Origin of the sequence: Paenibacillus lutimineralis, from assembly GCF_003991425.1 — a bacterium.
Lineage (GTDB): Bacteria > Bacillota > Bacilli > Paenibacillales > Paenibacillaceae > Fontibacillus > Fontibacillus lutimineralis.
This window is the reverse complement of sequence record NZ_CP034346.1, coordinates 2,422,451-2,438,117: the sequence shown is the minus strand read 5'-3', so window position 1 is coordinate 2,438,117 and position 15,667 is coordinate 2,422,451. Positions and strand designations below refer to the sequence as shown.

The 15,667-nt window shown below is 46.4% G+C and carries 14 protein-coding genes and 1 other annotated feature; of the genes, 2 read left to right on the top strand and 12 right to left on the bottom strand.

Annotated features, from left to right (window positions below; all coding sequences use genetic code 11):
* Positions 1-89: 89 nt before the first annotated feature.
* The 7 genes from ypeB to EI981_RS10195 all read right to left on the bottom strand — a co-directional run bounded on the left by ypeB (position 90) and on the right by EI981_RS10195 (position 6,576).
* Positions 90-1,487 carry a germination protein YpeB gene (ypeB, locus tag EI981_RS10225; RefSeq protein ID WP_126997792.1) on the bottom strand — a complete coding sequence of 466 codons (1,398 nt, stop codon included), beginning with the start codon at positions 1,485-1,487 and terminating at the stop codon, positions 90-92.
* Positions 1,488-1,817: 330 nt separating this feature from the next.
* Positions 1,818-2,507, bottom strand: coding sequence for a glutamic-type intramembrane protease PrsW (gene prsW, locus EI981_RS10220; RefSeq protein WP_126997790.1), 690 nt, complete (start codon positions 2,505-2,507; stop codon positions 1,818-1,820).
* Between the two features lie 58 nt (positions 2,508-2,565).
* Entirely contained in the window at positions 2,566-3,186 is a 621-nt protein-coding gene (locus tag EI981_RS10215) for a genetic competence negative regulator (protein ID WP_126997788.1), read from the bottom strand.
* 220 nt (positions 3,187-3,406) lie between these two features.
* Positions 3,407-3,754, bottom strand: coding sequence for a hypothetical protein (locus EI981_RS10210; RefSeq protein WP_126997786.1), 348 nt, complete (start codon positions 3,752-3,754; stop codon positions 3,407-3,409).
* Between the two features lie 106 nt (positions 3,755-3,860).
* Entirely contained in the window at positions 3,861-5,144 is a 1,284-nt protein-coding gene (serS, locus tag EI981_RS10205; protein WP_126997784.1) for a serine--tRNA ligase, read from the bottom strand.
* A 449-nt stretch (positions 5,145-5,593) separates the two neighbouring features.
* The gene (locus EI981_RS10200; protein ID WP_126997782.1) at positions 5,594-5,986 is read right to left on the bottom strand and encodes a hypothetical protein; all 393 of its coding nucleotides are present in this window, start codon (positions 5,984-5,986) and stop codon (positions 5,594-5,596) included.
* Positions 5,983-6,576: a CPBP family intramembrane glutamic endopeptidase gene (locus EI981_RS10195; protein ID WP_126997780.1), complete on the bottom strand. Its 594-nt coding sequence runs from the start codon at positions 6,574-6,576 to the stop codon at positions 5,983-5,985. The genes EI981_RS10200 and EI981_RS10195 overlap by 4 nt, the downstream gene beginning before the upstream one ends.
* A 95-nt stretch (positions 6,577-6,671) precedes the next feature.
* Here EI981_RS10195 and EI981_RS10190 point away from each other — a divergent pair, with 95 nt between their 5' ends.
* Together EI981_RS10190 and serA are read left to right on the top strand one after the other, a co-directional pair.
* Positions 6,672-7,607 (top strand): hypothetical protein, encoded by a 936-nt coding sequence (locus tag EI981_RS10190; RefSeq protein ID WP_126997778.1) that lies wholly within the window; start codon positions 6,672-6,674, stop codon positions 7,605-7,607.
* A 156-nt stretch (positions 7,608-7,763) separates the two neighbouring features.
* Positions 7,764-7,990: a binding site (T-box leader), on the top strand.
* A gap of 219 nt (positions 7,991-8,209) precedes the next feature.
* Positions 8,210-9,799 carry a phosphoglycerate dehydrogenase gene (gene serA / locus EI981_RS10185; RefSeq protein WP_126997776.1) on the top strand — a complete coding sequence of 530 codons (1,590 nt, stop codon included), beginning with the start codon at positions 8,210-8,212 and terminating at the stop codon, positions 9,797-9,799.
* Positions 9,800-9,956: 157 nt separating this feature from the next.
* Here serA and EI981_RS10180 read toward each other — a convergent pair whose 3' ends face one another.
* From EI981_RS10180 to EI981_RS10160, 5 genes are all read right to left on the bottom strand, one after another.
* Positions 9,957-11,396 (bottom strand): HAMP domain-containing sensor histidine kinase, encoded by a 1,440-nt coding sequence (locus EI981_RS10180; RefSeq protein WP_126997774.1) that lies wholly within the window; start codon positions 11,394-11,396, stop codon positions 9,957-9,959.
* Entirely contained in the window at positions 11,397-12,113 is a 717-nt protein-coding gene (locus EI981_RS10175; protein ID WP_126997772.1) for a response regulator transcription factor, read from the bottom strand.
* A gap of 63 nt (positions 12,114-12,176) precedes the next feature.
* Positions 12,177-13,442, bottom strand: coding sequence for a c-type cytochrome biogenesis protein CcsB (ccsB, locus tag EI981_RS10170; protein ID WP_126997770.1), 1,266 nt, complete (start codon positions 13,440-13,442; stop codon positions 12,177-12,179).
* A 2-nt stretch (positions 13,443-13,444) separates the two neighbouring features.
* Positions 13,445-15,109 (bottom strand): cytochrome c biogenesis protein ResB, encoded by a 1,665-nt coding sequence (resB, locus tag EI981_RS10165; RefSeq protein WP_127004537.1) that lies wholly within the window; start codon positions 15,107-15,109, stop codon positions 13,445-13,447.
* Positions 15,110-15,120: 11 nt separating this feature from the next.
* Positions 15,121-15,654 carry a redoxin domain-containing protein gene (locus EI981_RS10160; RefSeq protein WP_126997768.1) on the bottom strand — a complete coding sequence of 178 codons (534 nt, stop codon included), beginning with the start codon at positions 15,652-15,654 and terminating at the stop codon, positions 15,121-15,123.
* Positions 15,655-15,667 lie beyond the last annotated feature (13 nt).

Genomic DNA, 15,667 nt, shown 5'->3' with positions numbered 1-15,667 from the left:
AATTTCAAAACATTCCATTAAAGTAAAAAGAGCCGGATCAGGCCTTTAAAAAGGCTCCCTGATCCAGCTCCTATTGGGTTTTGTAGATGTTAAGCTTGCTTCTTATGCTTTTGCTTTTGTTGGTTTTGGTGATTCTCCGTCTTATTCGTTGGTTTATTGCTTCTTATCTCTTCGATATTCTCTTCGGTCCCGTTCTCCGCATTAATATAAATGCGATAATCCTTACCGTTGATTGAACCACCAAACTCATAGGTCAGCACTTTGTCAGACAACTCATTCTTAATGAGTGAAAGTCGGTTGTATTTCTCCTTGAAGTCAGAATTCAAATACTTCCGTGCCTGTTCAACCGTCAGTTTCGGCTTAGGAATCTTCTGATTAACTTCACGCTCATAGACATAATCACTTGCCTGAAGGCCAGTCACTTGGCCATTGTCCAGACCTACACGCACAGTAACTTTCTCGGGATAGATCAAGACATCTCCTTGTTTATTAACAAAGGTTAGGCTGCCGATATTGTCATATTGATCATAGGATACCGCAGTCATGTTAGGGTACCCTTTCTCCTTCAGAAACTTCTCCGACTCAGCTCTTGCTTCTTTATAGCCTAGTGATCTCGGACCAATTGTCCGTTCGCAGGAATAGGATATCAGATGCCCGCCGTTACGGGTATAATCCAGCGTATAAGTCTCATCCTTCTTACCATTGGACTTGGCTGTGTAGGAAGCCCACTCTGTACCGCGTCCATTCTCTACAACCTTGATGTTACCGTTGTGATGCCCGATAAATTGAGCTGCTTTATGCTTGATATTCTCTGTTGTAATCGGAGTCCCACCAAGCTTCTTCACCGACCGTTTTGTGTACATACTGGAGACGGATGGGCCCCAGTCAAGCTCAGGATATTCTCCTACTTTCTTATCCACCGTCTTGAAGCCGTCGATAATCGTGTTATCCTTCGCTTCTTTATTCGTCGCCAAGGCAGTCTCCACGTCCATCCAACGCAGACGATTGGAGATAACCTTGTCCTGAACATCTTGAAGATCCTTGGAGATTTGCGCCGAGCTATTGTAGAGCTCCTTCAAATTTTTAACCTCATTATCCGTTAACGGCTGCTTGGTCATATCGCGAACCGCTGTCTGATAAGAGAAGTTAGAAATCCGTGATAGGAATTCCTCGGTCTTGCTGAAAGGAAGCATCGTAAGCGGAAGCTGGTTGATCTCATTTTGCGCCTCGCTTGTAATTCTCCAGACATTGACCAGACCCTTACGTTGGGAACCAGTCGATGCCGAATGAACCGCCAGCGTGTTGCCAAGCTGACTATGAAGCCGATCGACATGATACGACAAGTCATGGAAAGCGCGCTGATATTGGTTCTCGGCTTTGATCAAGATCGAGTTTTTCTCCTGATTCTCCTGATACCCCCATACCAATGCGCCGATCAATAAAAGAGTGGCAATAGGAAATAAAATCGCACTCAAACGTTTATACATTGGCTAAAGCTCCTTTCTTCATCTAAGCTGTGCTTATTTTGAGTTGAAAAAAGAAGCTTTATTCATACTGTCTGGAAAATTAGGATATCCCCACCGAACTATAGTGCTTCCTCAATCAAAAATTCATCACGGTTATCGCAGAGACACTGCTTAAAGCCTGTTTCGATCTGGTCTTTATCCTTATCTTTCCTCCCCCGCAAAATGAAACGCTCACCACATGCTTTGCAGGTTATACTAATTTTGATGCGCATAGCAAAAAGGCACCCCTTCCTGTTAAACGGATCATTTGCCCGTAATACCTGGATTTAGGATGCCCTATTTGCAGTCATATTAATCTTGGCCCCCCGCCTCAGTAAGACGGAAGGGAGAACGTTTTGTAGCTCGATAGATTTTGCCCAGGCCTCCATACCAGAAGAAAGCCATCAATGGAACGATATACCATATCCAATATTGCGATAAGTTATCCAGTATCCAATCATAGACCCCGTGCCAGAATAGAGGCAGCAGAAGCGAAAAGAGTAAATACTTGCGGTTGCTCCACCCGGTCGAGAACTTCGCACGTCCCAAGTAATATCCCATCATAACGCCAAACATGGCATGTCCCGATACCGGAAGCAAAGCTCGGACCATCATCGTTCCCATTGTCGCATGGCTGGCAAAGGCGTAGATTACATTCTCGACGGTTGCAAAGCCAAGCGAAATGGCCGTTGCATAAAGAATACCGTCATAAGGCTCATCAAACTCGGTATGGTGATATATAAGATAAAATAGAACAAACCACTTTAACGCCTCTTCGACGCCGGCGGAGACCACAAAAGCTTGCACTATCGGACCGTCTCCCAGCCAGATCGTTAAACCGCGCTGTAATATCATGACCGGCAAAATGACTAGAAATCCGATCAGAAACACCTTAAGAACCATCTGCAACGGTTCAGCGTCGTACTTGTCCCTGAGATAGAAATAAGTAAGCAGGGCGATACCTGGAGCGACCGCTGCAGTTAAAATTGAGAAAATTAGCAAACGGGATACCTCCTTGTATCGTCCCTTATCTCAAAAATAGCTAACCTTAAAAGTCTGCTTAATTTTGTAATTTAAAATGGCTGCAAATCACTTCCACAGCATTCTCTGCGATGACTAAGCTTCCGTATTCCTCCAGTACAGCCGGGGTTACTGGTGTAGCATCGCCGAATTCCGCCATTACAGCGATAATGGCCTGAATCTTGGTCTCTTCAAGAGGCTCAGGATCTACTTGCAGAATCCATTTGTTATTATATTTATACAATCTGCCGATATCTTTAAGCATATGATTAAGAACGTGAGCCGCTTCGATCAATGTTTCGAAGTCATCGAAAGAATACAGAATGGTGTCACTGCTCTCTAAGGTTACTTCCATTTCATATACTTCATCCGGCAATTCATCCTCATAAGACGACCCAAATCCAGGATGATGGTGGTCATATTTACCGCGTGTAACAATCACGACCATCCCTTGTGCAGGCAAAGCGATCACTTCAACAGCCAAAGGACCAGTAGCATCGAATCCGACTTCCTTGTATGCCTGATCCATCATTTCAGTAAACAAGTCATGAACCTTGGGAATCTCTTGCCACATATCCTCTTTCTGAATACCACGCTCGCTTAGATCATCAAAAGTAAGGAAAATCCGTATCTTATCCTGGCCAAGTCTTTCTATCCTCATACAGGATCCTCCTCTCATGCCGTTGTTATAACAAATTATGAAACGTGTTTTAATATGTGATGGAAATGGTTCTTTGTATGTATGTTATCATTTATTTTAAGTAAATGCACGTAATAATGTTAGGCAAAAAAAGAATCATTTTTCGCTGAATTATCGTATCCTGCGAAAAATGATTCCATAAAACAAGTTTGTTTCCACTGCTTATTAGCTCTATTCAGATTTACAATCCTGGAATTTGTGTGTTGCTCTCCTTAAGAATGGATTCGACCTCTTGCAACACTTCCGGATTCCCCTTAATAAAATCTTTGATCTGACTTACAGTGTGTTCCTTCGAATGATTCGCTGTGGACGATGTGCTCTGACTGGGAAACACCTGGGCACTTAGCGTGCTCCCATGACTACTTGTCGATCTAGACTGCCCATAATCCTTCCCCGTCTTCATGCCCGCCAGGCTCAAAGCTGAACCCGCTTCGCTCATCATAGCCATCCAGTTCATTTTACGCTTGGAAGCCATAACTCCAGCGGTGGCGCCGAGGACAACTCCCCATAAGAATGTGGAAGATTTCACCTGAACAACCTCCTTAGTTATGATAAAATCACACTTATTGTTCGCCCTTTAAAACAAACTCATGCGGCATAAATACAGGAAAGCATTGCATGACAGGTGATTAAGCTCAATTCTGTGGTATCAGTTCAGCACGTCCGCCCAAGTATTTACGCAATGCAGGTGGAATATAAATCGAACCATCCTCCCGCTGATGATTCTCCAGCAACGGGATTAATATTCTCGGCGAAGCGACCGCTGTATTGTTAAGCGTATAGCAATATTGCAGCTTCCCTTGCTCATCCCGGCAGCGAATATTCGATCTTCTCGCCTGGAAGCTGTGCAGATCCGATGCGGAGTGCGTCTCGCCATAATTGGCACGGCTTGGCATCCAGGTCTCAATGTCGTACTGCTTGTAGGTCTTCTGCGACATATCGCCTGCACATACAGCCATCACCCGATATGGAAGGTCCAAGGCCTGCAGAAGATGTTCGGAATGTGAGGTGATCTCTTGAAGCAGTTGTTCCGATGAGGCAGGATCAGGCTTACAAATGACGACCATCTCCACTTTGGCGAATTGATGAACCCGGTATAAGCCACGTACATCCCTTCCCGCTGATCCGACCTCACTGCGAAAACAATTTGAGACGCCGGCTAGCTTAATTGGCTTCTCCACATCAACGATCTCGCCCCCATAATATGAGACAAGCGGTACCTCGGACGTACCGACCATCCATAATGATTCATCTTGTACAGCATAAGCTTGATCTTTTCCGGTTGGAAAAAAGCCGGTGTTAATCATATTTTCTTCACGAACCATCAATGGAACATCAAACGGAATAAAGTCGTGTTCCAGGAGCAAATCCAGTGCAAGCTGCTGAACGGCGCGATGAAGAAGCAGTCCCATCCCTTTCAAATAATAGCTGCGGCTGCCACCGACCTTAACTCCGCGCGGTATATCAACCATATCGTGAAGGATGCCCAAGTCGACATGATCGAGCGGATCGAACGACCACTCTGGTTGTACTCCCCATCTTCGCACCTCGATATTGTCCGCATCCGAACTTCCTTCCGGCGTGTCGAGTGAAGGTACATTCGGAATGAGCATCATGAGGCGTTCAAGTTCACTATTCACTTGATCCAGCTTCTGCGACATGCCTGCAATCCGCTCGTTAAGCTGCTTAAGCTCGGCTTTGCTTCGCTCCGCTTCTTCAGTCTTTCCTGCTTGCAATAGCTGTGCCACCTCGGCGGAGCCTTCATTTCTCTTCTTCCGCATCCCTTCAACTTCCCGCAGCAATTCCTTTCTCTGATCGTCCTTCCGTAAGCATTCTTCTACAGATACCTCGATCCTTTTTTTCTTTGCAGCCGCCTGCACTTCGGCGGCATGGTCACGAATCCAATGAATATCCAGCATTTCTAACCGCTCCTTTTGGCTCTGATAAAAATACAAAGAGCGCCCTCATCCTTTGGGACGAGGAGCGCTCTGCTCGCGGTGCCACCCAATTTACTGAAGCATAATAACACAGCTTCAATCACTTGGTTCCGCGGTAACGGGCGGTCCGTTAAACTTAGGATAGACATCTCTATCTTGACGAGAACGCCTCTGAGTTGGATTCTCTTCATCGGCATTTTCCGGTTATGTTCTTGTGTTCTACATAATATATGCAGCCCACCCAAAATGTCAAGCCATGTTCAAAAAGTCCGCTTTTCAGCACCGAGAAGGTTGGATGAAGCTAGGGGCCGAGGAGCGCAGCGTACGTAATTGGTACGTGAGCACCGGAGGGCCCGGGTGAGTTCAAGATTCGATGCCGAATAAGCTTTCAGTGTTACTTCGTGATCAAAAGTGGACTTTTTGAACTTCCATTACAAACCATATTTTTGGCCCCAGGGGGATTCACTGATACCCCACCACAATAAGAAAACGAGCAATCCTATAAAGATATACAACAGCGAGTTGAGGAACCATTTCTGCAGCTTCAGCCGCTGCGATGGAAACATTTGCTTGCGTGTTGGCAAGTCCTTCATATTGGTTCCATCGGCTTCGTCTCGCTCCTTGAATGCTTCATCCGGAACTTCGTTCACAAACAGAGTTTCATCCTGAGATGCATCCTCATACTCTTCCTTCTGATAGTCCGCTAAGAAATCCGGTCCTGTTCTACTGGCTCTAGCTTCTGATGAACGACGATGTCTGGTCTTGGTGTGTTTGGTCTCACGGCTGCGTTCATACCGTTCAACCCTGCTCAAACGCTCACTCATGTTTCCCTCCGATATTTAATGACTAGCCCAGATACAAGGTCGATAATGAAATGGCATAAAATAGGCGCCCAGAGCGTCCCTGTCAGAACATAGATGTAACCTAGGCCATAACTGCTCAAAAACACCCACCCCGTCGGAATCCAATGCTTCAAATAACGGACATGAATCACTGCGAATAGAATACTCGTCCAATAGATGCCAAGTCCATGCTGGATAGCTCCCCGGAACAACAACTCTTCGCATATCGCTACTACTAGGCAGATCAGTATAATATGCCAAATAGGGCGGCTACGGAATAGCATATTATTAATTCCGCCATCGTCCATGCTATCCTCTCCAACAAATCTGGAAATGAGCATGTCTGCCAAGAACATGACACCGGCCAATCCGATACTATAGTATGCAAATTCAGGATGTTCAGGAAATGTTAACACAGTTAGGGGGTTTCGCTTCTGAAATAACAGTACGATTAGACCGATAAATAAAGTAAGTCCTTGAGTAAGATACAAATTGATCAACAAGATTCGTTCATTAAGTTGACCGGGATCGACCTTTTGTATCTTGATTTTGCCAAATTTGAACTTTTTCATATAATTTGTCAAACCCTGTCCTTTATAATGATATTGAGATGACTACATATTTGTTCACTCATGGACTGAAAAATATGAAGTAAGGAGCGGTACTCATGAATCGCAAACCGAATTCCTCCCGTAGTGAGATGCTGTTTACAATGGGCTTTCTCTTCGCCTTGATCGCCGCCTTCGGAACGTTCTTTCTGGGCTTGCAGATCGGCGTTAGCAGGACGGAGGCGAAATACGCCAGCATCGCCAATTATGACTATGTGCTTGAATCCGATGGTTCTTATCAGCAGCAGGATTTGGTAACTTTTTATTTTACGGTCTTTCAGCCGTACCAGAATTTTAAGAACAGCTACGTCTCAACCATGGATAAATACCACCGAGGCGCTCATGGCGACGGGGATGTGATCTCCAGTCAGACACTGAAGCAGTTACGCAAATCTGCCCAGGATCAGTACAAGGAAGTTGCCTCGTATCAGGTGTCCAGCAACTCTCCGCTTTTGCTTGAAGCTCAGGCCGATATTTTGAAGAGCCTGCGACTCTTTGATGAGAATATCGATCGGTCAGTCAAACAAACAAGCATTATCACATTAGCCAAGCTGTCAGATAGTCCAGAGACTAACGATGAATTTCTGGAGAGCGCTGTGAATTTTGGGCTTCAGGCTCAAAACAAGTTTTATGCATCCATCTTGAAATGGAGTTCCAAATACGATAAATCCATTCCTGACTCATTCAACTTCAAGACAGGCACTACGATCAAGGAATGGAAGAAATACTCCTTCGCCATAAAGAATAAAGCTGTTGCTGATATTATGCTTAAGGACAAAATGTATGTGAACTATCTGCCTCAAGATATGACGGCTAAGATCGATCAAATGATTACCAGCGGAAAGGCATCATCGCTCAATCTTAATTCTGTGCAGTCCGTTGTGAAAATTCTCACAGAAACAGAAGCTATTCAGGAAAATGAATTTCTAAAATGGAAACCTGCTTTTTATAAATCCGAGTCACTTCCTGAACTGCCTTTTTTCTTCGAGGACTGAAGGATCAGACAGAAAAACAGAGTTTTTTCGACATTAACAAAATCATAACTAAAAAAACGAGCAGATTCAAGAGCGCCCCGCCACCCGGGCTTATTGTACCATTCACAGTATTGACACCTTTCTTAGACCATGGTACATTATGAAAAATCATACTCGTGAAAAACAATGAAGGAACATGGCTGCTATGAAACTCCCAGAGAGCCGGTGGTGCTGCGAACCGGTAGTGTACGTAACAGCTTAAGCAATCCTGAGTCACTGCGTTGAAGCTCAAGTAGGCGCAGTCGGAGAACTCCGTTATCAGTTTTGTCTCGACGACAAATGAGGCTGCTTCTGCGAAGAAGCAGTGAATTAGGGTGGTACCACGAACAACTCTCGTCCCTTACTACGGTAGTAGTGTGCGGATTGAGAGTTTTTTTGTTGCATGGATATACGCTAAGCTGCTTCATAACACGTTGTGTCTTTGTCGCAGTATAACGGGAAACCGCTGAAGAGAATGAGCAAATGCTTCTACAAGGCGAGTGAACGAGCACATTTATAGAAGTTGAACTATTAGTTCAGCTTATATATACAAAAAAAGACCATATTTAGGAGGCAAAGAAATCATGTTTAAAGTTCTTGTATCGGATCCTATCAGTGACCTGGGGATTCAACAGCTCGTGGAAGCTAGTGACGTCGTAGTAGACAAAAAGACAGGACTTGGCGAAGATGAACTGGTTCAAATCATTCCTGAATACGACGCATTGCTTGTTCGCAGCCAGACGAAGGTGACCGACAAAATTATGGAAGCCGGCAAAAATCTCAAGGTGATTGGTCGCGCCGGCGTCGGCGTTGATAACATCAACCTCGAAGCGGCAACGAAACGTGGAATTATCGTCATCAACGCGCCGGATGGCAACACGATTACGACCTGCGAGCATGCCTTCGCGATGATGATGGCCCTTGCCCGCCACATTCCACAAGCTTATGCCAAGACCATCTCCGGGACTTGGGATCGTAAATTCCTTGGCGTAGAGCTTCGCAATAAGAAGCTCGGCGTGCTAGGTATGGGCCGGATCGGTTCAGAAGTCGCCAAGCGGGCCAAGGCATTCGGAATGGACATTCTCGGTTATGATCCGTTCCTGACCGAAGACCGTGCGGAGAAGCTCGGAATTAAGCTGTCCAGTGTCGACGATATCGTCCGTAATGCTGACTTTATTACGGTTCATACTCCATTGACTCCAGAGACCAAGCATATGATCTCGCGCCCTCAATTCGAGGTCATGAAGAAAGGCATGCGCATCATCAACTGTGCCCGCGGCGGAGTCATTGATGAATTGGCTCTTGTTGAAGCAATCGATCAAGGTATTGTGGCCGGAGCTGCCTTCGACGTATTCGAGAAGGAACCGCCGGAAGCGGATCATCCATTCCTGAACAATCCAAAGATCATCGTTACTCCGCATCTGGGTGCTTCTACCGTCGAAGCCCAGGAGAATGTAGCCATCGACGTATCCGAGCAAGTGCTGCACATTCTACGTAACGAGCCGTTCAAGAATGCTGTTAACATGCCGCCGGTTGCACCAAGTGTAATGAATAAGCTGACTCCTTATTTCGAGCTTGGCGAGAAGATTGGTATGCTTGCTGCTCAACTGAATCAACAGGCTGTGCAAGAAATTCACGTAGACTATGCCGGGGATCTGGCAGAGGTTGATACGCAGCCATTGACTCGCTATATTATCAAAGGTGTTCTGTCCCGCCACTTCGGAGACGATGTTAACATCGTTAACTCGATCCATCTGGCCAAGGTACGCGATATCAAAGTGTCTGTAACCCAGGCTTCGGCAACAAAAGGCTTCACGAATTTGATCAGTGTAACGCTGAAAGCACCGGACGGCACGGAACATTGCATCGCTGGAACGCTGTTGAACGGCTATGGTGCAAGAATCGTCCAAATCGACAAGTATCCGGTGGATATCGCTCCAGAAGGCCACCTGATCTTCGTATCCCACAATGACAAACCGGGAATGGTTGGTCATGTAGGAACCCTGCTTGGCAGCAACGAAGTCAATATTGCTTCGATGCAAGTTGGACGTAAGATCGTAGGCGGCGCCGCGATCATGGTTCTTACCGTGGACAAGGCCGCTCCTGTTGAGGTAATTAGCAAGCTGACTCAATTGCCTGAGATCAATAAGGCGCAACAAATCGCATTTATCTAAAATATTCAATAAGGGTTGTCTCCCAGTAGTTCTTCACTGCTAGGAGACAGCCCTTTTATTTGGACTTAAGGAACATGTTCCACGTTGAACAAGATTTCTCTCGCTCGTTCAACAAAAAAACCATCCTTTCTGCAAACAGGATGGTCCTACATTCGAATTATTGATGCCTTTCGACAGGCAATATCATATGGAATATCGTCCCTTTGCCCAGCTCGCTCTCCGCTTGGATCGTACCTTGGTGCGAATCCACGATATTCTTCACAATCGACAATCCCAGTCCGGTTCCTACGGTCTCCCCCCGAACACGGGCCTTATCAGCCTTGTAGAACCTCTCGAAGATGAAGGCAAGGTCATCGGAAGGGATCCCAGCTCCGCTGTCCTTAATTGAGGCATGCAGCTCCTTGCCGAGCTTGCTCTCGCGGATATGGGCACTAATTCCGATCTCTCCCCCATCCGGCGTATGCCTGAAGGCATTATCAAGCAAGTTCGTAAGTACTTGTTCCAGTCGGTCCTCATTAGCCTGTTCCAGATACATCGGCGAATCATCAACTTCCAGCTTAAGCGTGATTTCATGCTCTTTGGCTCGCACCAGGAATTTACGGTGCATACGCTCCGCCAACTCCCGGAAATCCATTTGTGCCATCGGCATGTCTATATAACCTGCCTCCATACGGGCCAGATCGAGCAAATCGCGGACGAGGCGAGTCATGCGAAGTGATTCATCATGGATGACTTGTACAAGCTCAGCCTGTTCCTCAGGCGTTGCAGCCATCCCGTCAAGAAGCGCTTCGCTATATCCTTGCATCATCGATAGCGGTGTACGGATCTCATGGGAGACGTTGGCGACGAAGTCGCTGCGCATCTTATCCAGCTTGACCTGCTCCGTCACATCACGTACGACAGCTACCGCACCACGAATTTCCCCATCTGAGGCAAGCGGAGTCATATGTACGGACCAAACGCCTTTCTTCACGTGAATATTCATACTCTGGTCGCCTTCCTGATCAAGTACACGATGGAACATAGGGATGAGCGGCTTCGGAATTCCGCTCCAATAATCACCCTCCGTCATTTCCTCCATCTCAGAGGCCGAATCCGGAAGATCCCCCCAGAGCTCAAGTACTTTCTCCCCCGGAGGATTCGTTAGTATTATTGCGCCACTGCGGTCCAGTGTAATAACTGCATCATACATACTCCTCAGAACGCTGGACAGATGCTCCTTCTCATGCTTCAAGCTTCGGATTGTATTCTCTAGCTCTTCAGCCATATGATTGAAGGTAATTGATAAAGTTCCGATCTCATCGCTTGTGCGAAGCGATAGCCGAGTGTCATACTTCCCCTTGCGAATCGAGTCTGCTGCGCGGATCAGCTGCTGCATCGGCTGCGTAATCTTCGTGAACAGAAACAGCGCGAAGAAGGTTGTGAGTGAGAATCCAATCACACATACGATCACAAACATCTTCTTAATCGCGGCTGAATTCGTAAAGTTCGTGTCGATATACGGCAGCAAAAATAATCCTAATATCAGCAATACGCAAGCAACCAGGCCAATGATCGTCATCCACAGCTTGCCGACCAGCGATCTCCAGAAGCTCACTTACTTAGCAACCTCCAGCTTATAGCCAACGCCCCATACTGTAGTAATCATGGCCGCTGATTCTGGAGATACTTTATTCAATTTTTCGCGCAGACGCTTCACATGCGTATCTACTGTACGAAGATCTCCGAAAAATTCATAATTCCATACGTCCTTCAGTAATTCCTCACGCGAGAATACCTTATCCGGCGATACCGCCAAATAGTGCAACAATTCATATTCCTTAGGTGTCAAGCTAACTTCCTGCCCATTGGCCGTAACACGGTGAGCGTCATGTTCAATAATAAGATGAGGGAACACAATGTTGTTGCTGGTTCCGCTTTCTTTGGTCAAGTAGGCAGTCGCGGAGGCGCGGCGCATAATCGCCTTGACACGATAAATGACTTCACGCGGGCTAAAAGGCTTAACGACATAGTCGTCAGCACCGACCTCAAAACCTTGAACCCGGTTCATCTCCTCACCCTTTGCCGTCAGCATCAACACCGGCGTCGCTTTTACTTGTCTTAATCGATTGCACACTTCAATGCCATCGATTCCCGGCAGCATCACATCAAGCAGAATTAAGCCATAATCGTTGGATGTCGCTTTTTTCAGTGCGATTTCTCCATCCTCAGCTTCGTCGATCTCGTAACCTTCTTTTTCCAAGTACATTTTTAGCAATCGACGAATACGCTCCTCATCATCAACCACCAAAATGCGATTCTCATGATCTGACATCAACAACAACCCCTTCATCATCTTACCCATTCACCAGAGCGAATTATAGGATTAATAATATTGTTAGTCTGTGCCCGCGTAAGAATGCAAACCTGCAATAATGAGATTAACACCCACGAGCGTAAACATTACCACAAGGAAACCAATGACAGCGATCCAAGAAGCCTTGCGTCCGTGGAAGCCACGAGACAAGCGCAGATGTAAATAAGCACTATAGTAGAGCCAAGTAATGAGTGCCCATACTTCTTTTGGATCCCAACCCCAAAAACGGCCCCATGCTTGCTGGGCCCAGATCATAGCAAATACCAGTGCCCCAAGTGTAAAGATGGGGAATCCGATAGCAATCGCGCGATAGCTGATCTCATCCGCATCATTCGGATCAATTCCTTTAACGGCAGGCGCCAACACTTTGCTTAACGGACGGCGAAGAATAAGCCTTAGTAATAAATATAGCACAATCCCGGTAATTAGGGCCCATATCACTGTATTCAATTTACGGGCCGAGCTGGCTCCGCTCATCCATGACGGCGCTTCGAACCAAGCCCGATCCATTCCAAGGAAAGACGGAACAGACTCGGCCTTGCTCTGATAAGGCGCCACGATTGGCGGCATATGGTAAACTCCCTGTTGTTCTATTGTACTATCTTGTTGTACTTGGCTGTCAATCGCTGTCTTATTTTGTGTAAATACAGCTTCATATCCAGCTGCCCGGAAGGCAAAAACCGACACAATAAAGCCCACTACTATAATAATAGAAAATAGCGTAAATTCAATCCATCTTTTTTGGCGACGTGCTGATTTCTCGTTGCTATCGAATTCGATCGTACGAAGCAGATATAGCAGTGCTGCTACAAAGCCAACTGCGAAGAAGGCTTCGCTGGTCGCTGCCAGCGTCACATGAATATACAACCAGATGGAGCGTAGCGAAGGGATGAGTGGCTGTACATCCTGTGGGAACACGGCGGCATACGCCATAATAATAATCGCGATCGGCAATGCGAACATGCCCAGCAATATTTTACGATAGATCAGGAAGATCACGGTAAATGCTATCATCACCATCATAGACAGGAATGTCATGAACTCATACATATTGCTGACTGGAATATGCCCGCTATAGGCCCAGCGAAATGCGCAGTAGATCAGGTGCGACAACAATCCCATGGAAGAGGTTGCAAAGGAGATTCTCCCCCACTTGCGTTCATGACGCTGCGGGTCTCTATTCTTCCACGTCTTCCCCGTAACAGCAACTACATAAAAAATAAAAGAAGCACAGTATAGAAAAAAAGCAATCATAAATCCATATCGGCTAATTTCTAAAAAATCCATACCTATTCCCCCCCATTTTCCAATGACTTCTCATCTGCTTCTATGCCCATCGTGCTTAGGAACGAAGATACTTCACGGCGCATTCCGAACCAGTTCTTCGTGGTATGCGCGCCAAGCGTCAATATTCCTTCATCAATGCGGAGCCAGATCCGCCGATGTTGCCAATAGAAGCTCATGATCAAACCAAGCATAACGATTCCAAGTCCAAGCCAGACAAAAGGCATGGCCCGGTCAATCCGAATATTCAAATAGCTCGATGAAGCGATAATGTCTACGTCCTCCATCGACTGTACGTCTAATTCCAGTTTGTTCTGCAGTCCGCCAAGCTTCTCATTAATGGCATCCTGCTGGAATCGTTCTTTATCGATCTGCTTCGGAAAATAGATGAACTGGCTGCCTTCCTCCGGCAAATCCGGACCCTTCACTACAAAGAGAAATGCCGGAGCATTCGGGTCCTTGGATTTTGAAATAGGCTGCCCTTGTTCATTTAGGGAGAAATCTAAAAATTTATTTTTCAATTCCAAGGTGTATGGACCAAGCTTGAACTCCTGTTGCGGGTTAACCATCTCAAGCTTGAATTTCCCATATTGCTCGCCGGTCACTTTATTCACCAATACAGGCTGAACCGAACGAAGCTTAGGGGTTAAGTCAAAATCAAATTGATAGACGCGAAGCCCTTTATATGTTAGAGGATCATTCACTTGAATCGCATGTCGCTTCACTTCTTTGAGCTGAGGCTCCTTGGAAGGATCATCACAATCCGCAGTGCATTCATACAGAACCGCCTTCGTCTCGAACAGTTTCGGCACCACTTTACCGGTCTTGCGGAACGCTTCGGACATTTCGTCCTCCGAATAATACTCCACTCTGAACTTCTCATTCTCCAAATAAAGGTTCGTCCCGGGAATCTTCGTCTCTTCCCCTTCAGGGAACCAATAATGCTGATCATAATGCAAGCCTGGCAAGCCCCTGAACAACACGGCCAATAAGAAGATGATTAGCCCAATGTGTATAATATAGGGGCCCCAGCGGCTGAAGCGCTGCTTCTCAGCAAGAAGCGCACCCTTCTCTGTATGCACGCGGTAGCCTTTCTTCCTGAGGGGTTTGACAGCCCGCTCGACCCAATCGCTGCCTTCCTCTACTACAGGCCCTTGGTATACGACCTTCTGGCGTGTAAGGAACTGCATATGCTTGGGAATACGCTGCTTTGAAAGCGCTTTGTAAAGTGGCAACACGCGGTCCAGGCTACAGATGACAAGAGACGCGCCGATCATCACCAGCAGCAGGACGAACCACCAAGATTCATAAGTATGGGAGAGACCCAGCTTATAATAAATTTCACCGATCTGCCCGTACTTGTTCTTATAGAAGGTGGACGGATCAAAATTAATGAAATTGCTCTCCTGCTCAAAAATAGTACCCAGCATGGCGCCTACGAGCGTAAAGATAATTAAATAAACCGCAACTTTCACCGACGAGAAAAAGTTCCAGATCCGATCGATAAAATTGGGGTTCACGCGTTGGGAACGCCGTGCTACACCATCATAACGCATTTCTAGCAGTTCCTTGGAATTGCCTCTGTCATCCAGCGGCTTCCCACAGGATTCGCACAGTACCGTACCGACCCGATTCTGATGACCGCATTCGCATTTTGTATTCTCTATCAATGCCATAGCCTCTACCCCTCAGTCTGTACAAGCTGCTTAATCTGCTCATTCAATGTTTTCAGATTCAGCTCACCTTGTTGGATAGAAGCGATTTTCCCTTTTTTATCTACAAAAAAGGTGGTTGGCATCGGTACGACTCCATAATCGCGAACGGCTTCGTTATCTGTGTCAAACAGAATCGGAAAATCAGTTCCAAGCTGCTGTGTAAAATTAGTTACCGTCATCTTGTCTTCACCCGTGTTGATTCCAAGCACAATAACTCCAGAGTCGCGCCACTTCTCCCACTGCTGCTGCAGAGCAGGCATCTCATTTACGCAGTAGGTACACCATGTAGCCCAGAAATTGATGACGATGGCTTTGCCTTTGTATTCATCCAGGGTATGTACTTTGCCATCGAGTCCAAGCAGCTTCACAGCCGGAGACTTACTGCCAACCACGGGCTTGTCGTTCCCCCGGCCGAGCACTGCTGAATTGATGGCATATGCTCCTAACACTACAATACAGAGCAACACTATAATTTGAACAGGACGTCTCGCCTTCCCCATATCAATTCTCCTC